Raw genomic sequence first — 9,180 nt, 5'->3', positions numbered from 1 at the left:
TGATCGAGCGGCACGGACACCGCTCCCCAGCCCAATTCCGACGCGACCAGATGGACACGATCCCGCTGGCCGCGTAAGCGCAATCAGGTGTCTCAGGATCCGGGGGCGGTACAGACCTTCGCTTTCGCCGCGCCATCGGCGATCTTGGCGTACCGCGATCTGCGCCGATCGAAATTCTTGACGAAACTCTCCGCGTTGACCTTGGCGATGCGCCGGCCGCCAAGCTGCGCGGAGAGATCGGTCGTGCGGCGCGACGCCTCAAGTTCAAGACGGAAGACCGGGTTTCCGGTCGAGCTTGCCATGAACTCGGCATACTGGTCGCTGTCGGCGCCATCTTCCTCCATCGCATCGAGGCCGCCCTCGCGGAACTGCTCGATGGGCGCCGCCTTGCGCTGGAGGATCTGCCACATCACCGTGTCGGACGTGCCTTCGGTCGAATAGGCGATGATGTCGACCTCGAAGCCATCGGGGTCTCTCTCATAGAGCTTGTTGCCCTGGCGGATGATGCGGCCCTCGCGCTGCTCCACATCGGACGGGCGCCACGGCGCGTCGAGATGGTGCAGGGCGACCAGACGCTCCTGGGCGTTGGTCCCCGCGCCCATCTTCGCCCACGAGCCCACGAGCACGCGGATGACGCCCGCGTTGACCTGCCGGAACAGCTTATCCTTCTGCTCGGGCGTGTTGTACTCGTGGATGAACGCGATCTCGGCGCGAGGGATGCCCATGTCCGAGAGCACGTCGCGCAGGTCGTCGTAGACCGAGAAGCCGGTATCGGCGACGAGCATCGCCGCCTGGGCGTCCTCGATCTCGGCGAAGTGTTCCTCGATGGCATCGCGGCGCGCTTCGGTGGTCTCCGGGTCGGACAGGATTTCGTCCCTCCGGTCCTCGATCCATCTCCATTTGTCCTGTCGGGTCTGATCCGCGACCGCCTCCATCTCCTGCTTGGACTTGCCCTGGAACAGAACGGTCGCGGCCTTGCTGAGCAATGTGTCGGCGGCCTTCACGGCGCCCTTCGCCGGGGTGCTCAGGTCGCTGAACACGAGTTGCGTGCCGCGATCGTCGGCCCATCGGTCATAGGTCGCCTTGATGTTTCGGGCGGCGCGCATGACCTTGCCGTCTTCATCGCGGTCTGCCTGGGGATCGACGGCGCGAATGTCGAGCGACATCTTGCGCGCGTCGGTCAGCACCCAAAGGGCGTTGTCGATTTTGATGTATTCCCGGTCGCGGGCATTGTCTTGGATCGCCTGCATACGAGAGACGAGATAGTCCATGAACTCGGCCTGTTGCGCGGTGATCTTCCCCATCTGCAACTGGCGCCCGCCCGACTTCACTTTTGGGACCGGAAAGGAGGTTCGCCTGGACGCGCCGGTCCGCTTGTTCTCGGCTGTCACATCCTCGGCGTGCATCTTCTTGAGCGTGTCGAGCGTGATGACATCGGCGAAATGCTCGTACATCTGGCCGAGCGAGCGCAGATTGGTGAGCGCCGAGAGAACGCGGCGCGGCTTGAGCTTCTGCGTCGCCGTGTACTCGAGTTTGGTCTCGGTCACGGCGAAGGAGCCCGACCATGCGTCGAAATTGGAGAGCCCGCGAGAGACGAGATCCTCATGCCCGAGGTAGGAGAGGACGGTGTAGAGTTCGACAAGGGAGTTCGAGACCGGCGTTCCGGTGGCGAATGCCACGCCTCCCTTCCGCGCCCGGATGCCGCGCATCTTCACATAGAGATCGAACGCCTTCTTGGAACCCTTCGGGTCGTTCATGCCGACAACCCGCTCGCCTCCGGTGACGTATTCGAGGTTCTTGAACTCCTGGCTCTCGTCCACGAACAGGTAATCGACGCCCATGTCGGCGAGATCGAACCCCATCTCGTCGCGCGGGCGCTCGGCAATCTGGCTGATCCGGGTGGCGTAGGCTTGGATACGATCCTGGATCTGGCCGAGCGTTCGTCCGCTCTCGCCGTTCAGGCGCATCTGTTCGAGCGCGCCTTTCAGTTCCGCGACGCTCATCGATGACCATCTTCTCGTCGGCGGGCGGGGGAGCGATATAGCCGAACGACGAATGCCCGATGATGATGGCATCGAAATCACCCGTGGCGATCCTCGCGAACAGCCGGCGCCGCCGCTTCCGCGCGAAATCATCCGGGGTCGCGGCGAGGATGCGCGCGCCAGGATAGAGCTTGTAGAAATCGCGCGCCCACTGGACGACGAGATGGTTCGGAACCACGATCATCGGCTTCCGGCTCAGTCCGAGCCTGCGGCGCTCCATGACGCCCGTGATGCCGGTGAAGGTCTTGCCCGCTCCGACCGTGTGGTCGAGCAGAACCGATCCCTCTTGGATCATCTCCACGCCGCGTTCTTCTGCGTCCTCCGCAGCTTCACCGCATCGCTTGCGCCGGGCGCCTTGAGGAAGGAGACGCCATCGTATGCCCGCTTCCGATGCGTGTTCATCTTCTCGTTGAAGTCCGCGACGATCGCGCGCGCCCGGCTTTCGTCGGCAAAGGCCCATTCCGCGAAGACCTTGGCCATTCGCTCGACCTTGGCATTGAGATCCTTGGTCGCCTCAGGATCGACAACGGTATCCTTGCCGTCCCTGACCCTGACCGTCATCGCCTTCCCGGCCGCGGCGGCGCCGAATATCTCGCCGACCGTCGCGTGATCGTCCTCGAACTCCGCGCCGAGGGCGGTCGGCGCACCGCTTCCAGAGTTAACGATGGCAAGCCGGCCGAGGGACGGGACGACTGAAACCTTGGCCCCGGTGGCGCCGAGATCCGTCAGGAATGCCTCGAAGATCTCGGCCGGTATCCACGCGCCGCCGCGCAGGCTCGGCGTGATCTTCTCCTGGGGCAGAGGCTCGGGCAAGGCGGCCTGAAGCGCCGAGGCGTTGCCTTCCATCCCGGCTTCGCGCGCCGCCTCCAGCTTGGCCTTCACGTTCCCCGAGAGATAGGCGTCGGAATGGACATACTGGCCGGTCTCAGGATCGAGAAAGGCGTGCGGCTTCGGGCCGCGCATCAGTTCGGCGGCGACATCACCCGGCGTCGATCCGGTGAGCCGCGCGATATAGTCGAGATCCACGCGCCCGCGCTCCGAAAGCGAGACATTGAGGCCGTCCACCGCGTCTTTCGCCCGCGTGATCTCGCGGTGAGGGAAGTTGACGCGCCTGGACAGAATGTCCGCCTTCGTGGCCTGCGCCGGGCTCGGCTCGATCCCCTGCTTCTTCGCCGCCTCGCGCGTGACCTTGGGCTTGTAGTCGGCTTCAAGCCCGACCTCGACGCCATAGTCGCCCGCGAGAATATCGACGTTCTCGCCGATCGGCCCGTGCTCATCCACGAATGCGTCATAGGCTGCGTTCAGGTCGGCGCGATCCGCCTCCATATCGGGGTGGTTGAACTTCTCGGCCTGGATCAATCGGAGGGTCCGATTGCGGAGATCGAGCATTCCCTTGAGGGCGCGCAGCCCCTTCACGCCGAGCCGGCGATTGTTCGATGCCTTCTCGATCTCATCCACGGCGCCGCCGAGGGCGCGAACGTCCTTGTCATGCGCCGCTTCGATCAGATCGTAGACCGCCTGTTCCGCCTTGGTCCGCTTCGGCTTCTTGCCGCCGGCGGCGGTGTAGGCAACGCCGGAAGCGTCGAGCAGCGCGGCGCGGGCGGCGTGCGGATCTCCATCGCCCGTGGACGCGGCCACGAAATAGGCGCGGGCAGCCTGCGCAGCGGCGAGCCATTCCTCGGCCAGATTTTTCCAGAGGCTTTCGGCGGTCACTTCCTCGATCACCGCGTTGCCCGCGTCGTCATCGAGATCGCGCCGCGTGACCTTCCCCTCGGGCGAGAGCATCATGCCGCCCACGGGAAGATCGCTTTCAACGATCATCGCGGGCGAGGATGCGCGCGCGGTGTCGCCCTTGAGGATGCCTCGATACTTCGCCCAATCCCCCGAGAGGATGCCGTCGATGGCCGCGCCCAGGTCGCGGCCATCGCCATGGACGGTATATTCGCCGAGGCCCTTCTCGTTCCGGCGCCCGGCATACATGGTCCCGTCCATCGCGCTGCGACCGAGGATGTGGCCGGGGTTCTCCACGAAATAGCGGTTCACGCGGGCGGTTCCGCCGCCCTCGATGGAGAGTTCTCCCTCGGTGTCGAGCCACGCCGCGTCGCGCTCCCGCGCCTCGTCGGGGCCGAGCTTCTGCAAGAACACGATGTCGGTCGTGACCTCGGTGCCCGCGTTGGCCACGAAGGCGTCGTTCGGGAGCCGGATCGCGCCGAGGAACCGGAAGTCCTTGGCGAGCACGTCGCGCGCCTCCGGGTTCGCCGTGTCGAGGAAGCGATGCGTCACAACCATCGCCATCACGCCGCCTGGGCGCAGGTGCATCCCCGATTTCGCGATGATGTAGTTGTGGATCTTGAGGCCGCCCAGGTGCTTGCGCTGTTTCGAGCGGTCCTTGATCGTCTGCGCGCCAAATGGCGGGTTTCCGATCGCGGGATCAAAGGCGTCATCGGCGAAAGCCGCGGTCTCGAAACCCTTGCCGGCGATGACATTGGCCTCGGGATAGAGCATCTGCGCGATGCCGCCCGTGATGTTGTCGAGTTCGGCGGCGTGCCATTCGGTGCCCGCCGCCATGTCGGCGGGTTGCAGGCCGAGGAAATTCCCGGTCCCGACCGTGGGCTCAAGCGCCCGGCCTCCGGTGAAGCCGAAATGCCGCGCCGCGCGCCACATCGCCGAGACGACGCCGGGCGCGGTGTAGTGGGCGTTGCGGATGGATGCGTTCGCCGCCGCGTATTCATCGGGCGTGAGCAGGGATTTCAGGTCGGCCTGGGCGCGGCCATACATGTCCGTCGCGCCAGCCTTCTTCGGGTCGAACACGCTCTTGAGCCCACCCCATCCGACATAGCGGGCGAGAACGGCCTGTTCCTCTCGCGTCGGGAAGCGGCCGGTGGCTTGGAGATCCTTGAGCAGCCGGATCGCGGCGACGTTCGCCTTGATCTTCTCGCCATCCGTTCCGGTGCCGACGCCATCGGCCTCGGTGATGACGAAATTTCCGGGGTTCTCGCCGGTCAGCGCGTCGGGGCGATCCTCGACGCGGTGAACCGGGCCTTGGCCTACTGGTCGAGGCTTGGCGGCTTTGCCAGACAGAACAGGCTTCGCGCCTCCGTCCAGGCTTCGTCCTCGCTCAGCCCCACCAGTTTCAGCGCGTCCATCTCCCTCCGGGTCAGGTTCGCGCAAGCCCGGCTCTGCGTCCGCAGATCCTCCGAGCTCCATTTCGCGATCACCGTCGGCGCCGTCTTGCGCCAATGGTTGATCGTCACTTGCTGCATTTCCTCGATCGTCATCGCCATCCCCGCCAGTCTCCTGCGATTGTACCACGGGATCGGGGCTCGTGGAGGGGGTTTCGTTCAGCGGAGCCTTGCCGATCTCCGCCAGCGCCGCGCGCACGTCCTCGGGGCTGTCCATGCCCTCGATGGAGATGCCGTGGTCCTCGATCATGTCGCGCGCGCCGTTGTACCAAGAGCGCAGATAGGGCCGCAGCTTGTCAGGGGTGGTCCCGAGATCGTCGGCGATGGCCTTCGCGAAGGCGCCGAACCGCCGCGCGCCAGCCTCGATGTGGAACACCGCCAGTTCCGCGCCGATCGCGAGGATCTCGGGATCGATGCCGCTGTTCAACTGGTCGCGCAGCTTCGCCTTCAGCCGCTCGCGCAGTTCCGCCGCCCTGTCGCGTGAGACGAGCTTGTTCTCGGCGCCGTATGACCCGGTTGAGTATCCCGCGTTCCATGCGTCGGCGAGGTCGCCGTCGCCAAGAAACGCCGGGACTTCGCGAGGGAGCCCATCCCGAGCCGCCTTCCATCCGGCCACCCTGGCATCGCGGATCTTTGCTTCAACGCGATCATTCGCAACCGGCGGCGCGGCCTTGGGTCGCACGTCATCGCTCGTCACCTGGGTGGCGGGCTTGCTCGGCCCCTTTCCGGCGAGCCACACCTTGAACTCGTCCACGTCGAGCCCGAGCGGCCCCCTGCGCCGTTTCGGCCCGGAGCCATCGCTGAACCCGGCATCGTAGATCCGGCGCGCGTCATCGGCGTTCCTGGCGCCGAGCACGACCTTGTGTTCATCGAACTTCCCGGTCTTCGGGTCGTACTGGTCGAAGATGTAGACGGCATCCCGCTCGGGATGGTCTCCGACATAGGCGTCGATGTGGTCGCCGTCCGCGCCTTCGGTGCGCTTGATGTAGCCGTAGTGCGCGGCGATCGGGTTGTCCCGGCCGGGCCGGGCGTTCCCCTTCGCGGTCTCAATCGTCACGTCGAGGCCATGCACGGTCACATGGCCCATCTGATAGTTCCCGGCCTCGGCCTGGGCTTCGGTCGGGCTCGGATCGGCCTTCGCGGCGGCGGCGTCGATCTCGGCCTTCGGGGCACGCTCCACGGGTCCGACCTTGAGCGTCGTCGGCGCGGGCCTCGCGTGCCCATCAGCCCCCCGATTTGCATGGTTGACCGCGATGTTCTGTGCCTTCTTGAGAACGATCGTCTGTTGGCTCGGCGGCATCGTGGCGAAGGCCGCTGCGAGAGCACTGACGATCCCCCCATCGGGACCGAAAAGGTGAAGGTTTCTGCCCCCACTGTCATAGGCAAGTCTGTATCCCTTCGGCAGCATCGCGTTCCGCGCGGCGATGCGGCTGTCCGCGACGCTCGGCTCGGCCTTCTTGCCTTCGGGCTTCGTGGCCATGCCCATCGGGCTCATGCCGTCGAGCGGCGGCACCGGGCGCGGGGATGGGCGGCGCTCCGGGGCCTTCGGCGCAGGCGGCTCGGCCATGCGCTCGCGCGCCTGGGGGTCGTTCGCCATGAAGAAGGCATAGGCGAAGCCATCGGGCGTGTCGGAGCGGGCTTCCTTGTCGAGCGCGTTGTAGCCGCGCAGCTTGGACTGCACCTTGGAGCCCTCGACCGGATCGACGTTCGCGGTCGGGAGATCGGCCCGGAACGAGCCGTAGATGCCGGTCTTCTTGGTGTAGGGGTCGCCGAAGTTCGACGGGTCGAACCGGATCGTCGGTTCAGGGAGCCCGGTCGCGCGCTCGATGCGGCCGGTCGGGTTCTCAAGCGCATGGAAGCCGGTCGGATTGGCGAGAGCGATCATGTCGCGGGTCGCCTGATAGAGCATAACGTTGTATTCGCGGGCGGATTTCGCGCCGCTGGAAATCGCCTTCTCGCCGAACACCTGGGCAAGCGCCTCGGGGCTCTCCACGTCATGCCGCCCGGCCCACCAGCGCGCGCCGGAACCGGCGAAGGTGGTGCAGGGCAGCGCCGCGAGCACGCCGTAGACCTCGACACCTTCGCGCCGGGCTTCCTCGATCTGATCGTAGATCCATGCGTCGGTCAGGAGATCCGATCCGGTCTTGATGTCGTGCTGGATCACCGAATAGCCGGCATCGCGCCACGGCTGCGCCCACTTCCCGCTGTAGTCAAAGAGCGAGATAACAACCTTGCCCCGGTTCGCGCCGCTGGCGCCGATCTCCTTCGCGACGGCCTTCCACCGCGCCACGCGGGCGTCGGCCTCGGCGGGCCGAATGAACGCCTTGAGTGGGCGCGCACGACACCGGCCCTCTGATCCGCTCCAAGGACGGGTTCTGGTTGGCGATCCCGTTGCCCGCGGCGGGCAAGTCCCTGCGCGGCGGCCGGATCACTCCTAGCGAGTGGGAACGACGACGCGGGCTGCGCCTTCGCTTAGTCTATCGGCGGACGGGGCCGAGCCTGCTGGTGGCGGAGGGACGGCTGAACACGAAGGGTCAGGCGGTCGTGTCGCGCTCGAAGACCGGACGCGGCAAGGTCACCGCGCCGATCTTCCTGCTGGTGCCGCAGGTCAAGCTGCCGAAGCGGCTGGATCTGGCGCGGGACGCGGACCGGGCGCTGGATGGCGTGCCGGGGCTGATCGTGGCGAACTGGGTGGAGGGGCGCGCTTAGAATGTGGCGAAAAACACAATGAATTGCTAGATAGCAACAGGGAGCAAGGATTGTCGCGGCGCCGACCGAAGGAAGTCCCGCCACCACTCGATATGGAGGGCAATCAGTTGGCGTTCTTCGAAAACGGTGTGGAGAGAGCGACCGCGCTAGCCGCAACCTGCGGCTGGCTCGCGTTCGGTGGCGGCGCGGAAGCAGCGGTTGGTGTTGCTATTGGCGGCGCAGGGTTGGCAGCGGTCGTGTCTGATGCCATCAGAAGGCATGGCCCCGAATCTGAGGCCGCGCTCAAGTCCATTCGAAAGCGCATTGCTGCTGATCTCGCCGCACACGCAAAGGTCGAGCGATGGGATACTCGCGCTGATCTTGAGGCCGCTGATGCGTCAATGGAGCGTGCACTAGCGGGGTGCTTTCTGGATCGGAAAGCCCTTGCTGCTTCGGCGCGAAGTCCAGAGGGTCTCCCTAGTTCAGCAACGAAGTTGATCCTTGCTCGACTTGCTGAGCGTGAGCCCGCCACCTTCGGACAAGACGGACCTCGTGCTGCCCGAGACTTCGCGGACCTGGTCGTGCGCACGGCGCTTGAAGCGGCGATCGAGAACGAGAGCTACTTCAAGAACCTGCAGCCACACCTGCTCATGGAAACGCTGCGTGGTCTGGGCGCGGTCGAAGAGAAAATCGATACTGGTTTCAGGAAAATTCATGATACGACTGGCGAAACTCATGAATTAGTAAGGGAAATCCGCGGGCGCATTGTGGGAGACACAATGCAGGGAGTCCCGGACGTCAGAAGCATTTCGGATTTGGCTCATCCATCGATGACCGCGCACAGCGGACAAGTGCTTTCCATGGTGTTTTTCAAGTCCGGAGAAAGGCTCGCCACACTGGGAGCCGACAATAATATCTCCGTTTGGGATACAAGCGAAGGCAACCAGCTGGCATCGGTAACCGTTGGCGGACCGGCCACTAGTGGTTGCCTCGCGGCCTTTCCCTCCAGTGATGAATTTTGTTCGTCAGATCATGATGCAGGGACGCACTTTTGGAATGAAAACTGTGATCCGGTTTACGTCAACGGATTTAAAGCGTTAGGCCCTCCGAGCGCTAAAGCGATTGTGTTTTCGCCGGATGGAAAGAAGTTCGCTTGGCCTGCCCCCATTGGGTGGCCCGGTTCAGATCTAATGCATGGTCGGCTTCGCGGCCATGGTTGAAGTGGTCGGCGTCTCCGGCCAGAGCACGGCGGCCGGCGCGGGCGGCTT

Annotated in this window: 3 protein-coding genes and 1 pseudogene; 2 read left to right on the top strand and 2 right to left on the bottom strand. The window is 65.0% G+C overall.

The window, feature by feature from the left end:
- Positions 1–92: 92 nt before the first annotated feature.
- Positions 93–2,003, bottom strand: coding sequence for a hypothetical protein (locus ACLJK8_RS20690; protein ID WP_413152262.1), 1,911 nt, complete (start codon positions 2,001–2,003; stop codon positions 93–95).
- A gap of 330 nt (positions 2,004–2,333) precedes the next feature.
- Entirely contained in the window at positions 2,334–7,514 is a 5,181-nt protein-coding gene (locus tag ACLJK8_RS20685) for a hypothetical protein (protein ID WP_413152260.1), read from the bottom strand.
- 38 nt (positions 7,515–7,552) lie between these two features.
- Between ACLJK8_RS20685 and ACLJK8_RS20680 the strand changes: the two are divergent.
- Together ACLJK8_RS20680 and ACLJK8_RS20675 are read left to right on the top strand one after the other, a co-directional pair.
- Positions 7,553–7,933: pseudogene (locus ACLJK8_RS20680) on the top strand (DUF6441 family protein); the annotation flags it as partial.
- Positions 7,934–8,040: 107 nt separating this feature from the next.
- Positions 8,041–9,132 carry a hypothetical protein gene (locus tag ACLJK8_RS20675; protein WP_413152259.1) on the top strand — a complete coding sequence of 364 codons (1,092 nt, stop codon included), beginning with the start codon at positions 8,041–8,043 and terminating at the stop codon, positions 9,130–9,132.
- Positions 9,133–9,180: the final 48 nt, after the last annotated feature.

It is taken from the genome of Amaricoccus sp. W119, assembly GCF_047275745.1.
In the GTDB taxonomy this organism is placed as follows: Bacteria; Pseudomonadota; Alphaproteobacteria; order Rhodobacterales; family Rhodobacteraceae; genus Amaricoccus.
Note: the sequence above shows the minus strand (reverse complement) of the source record. Positions and strands in the feature narration are given on the sequence as shown.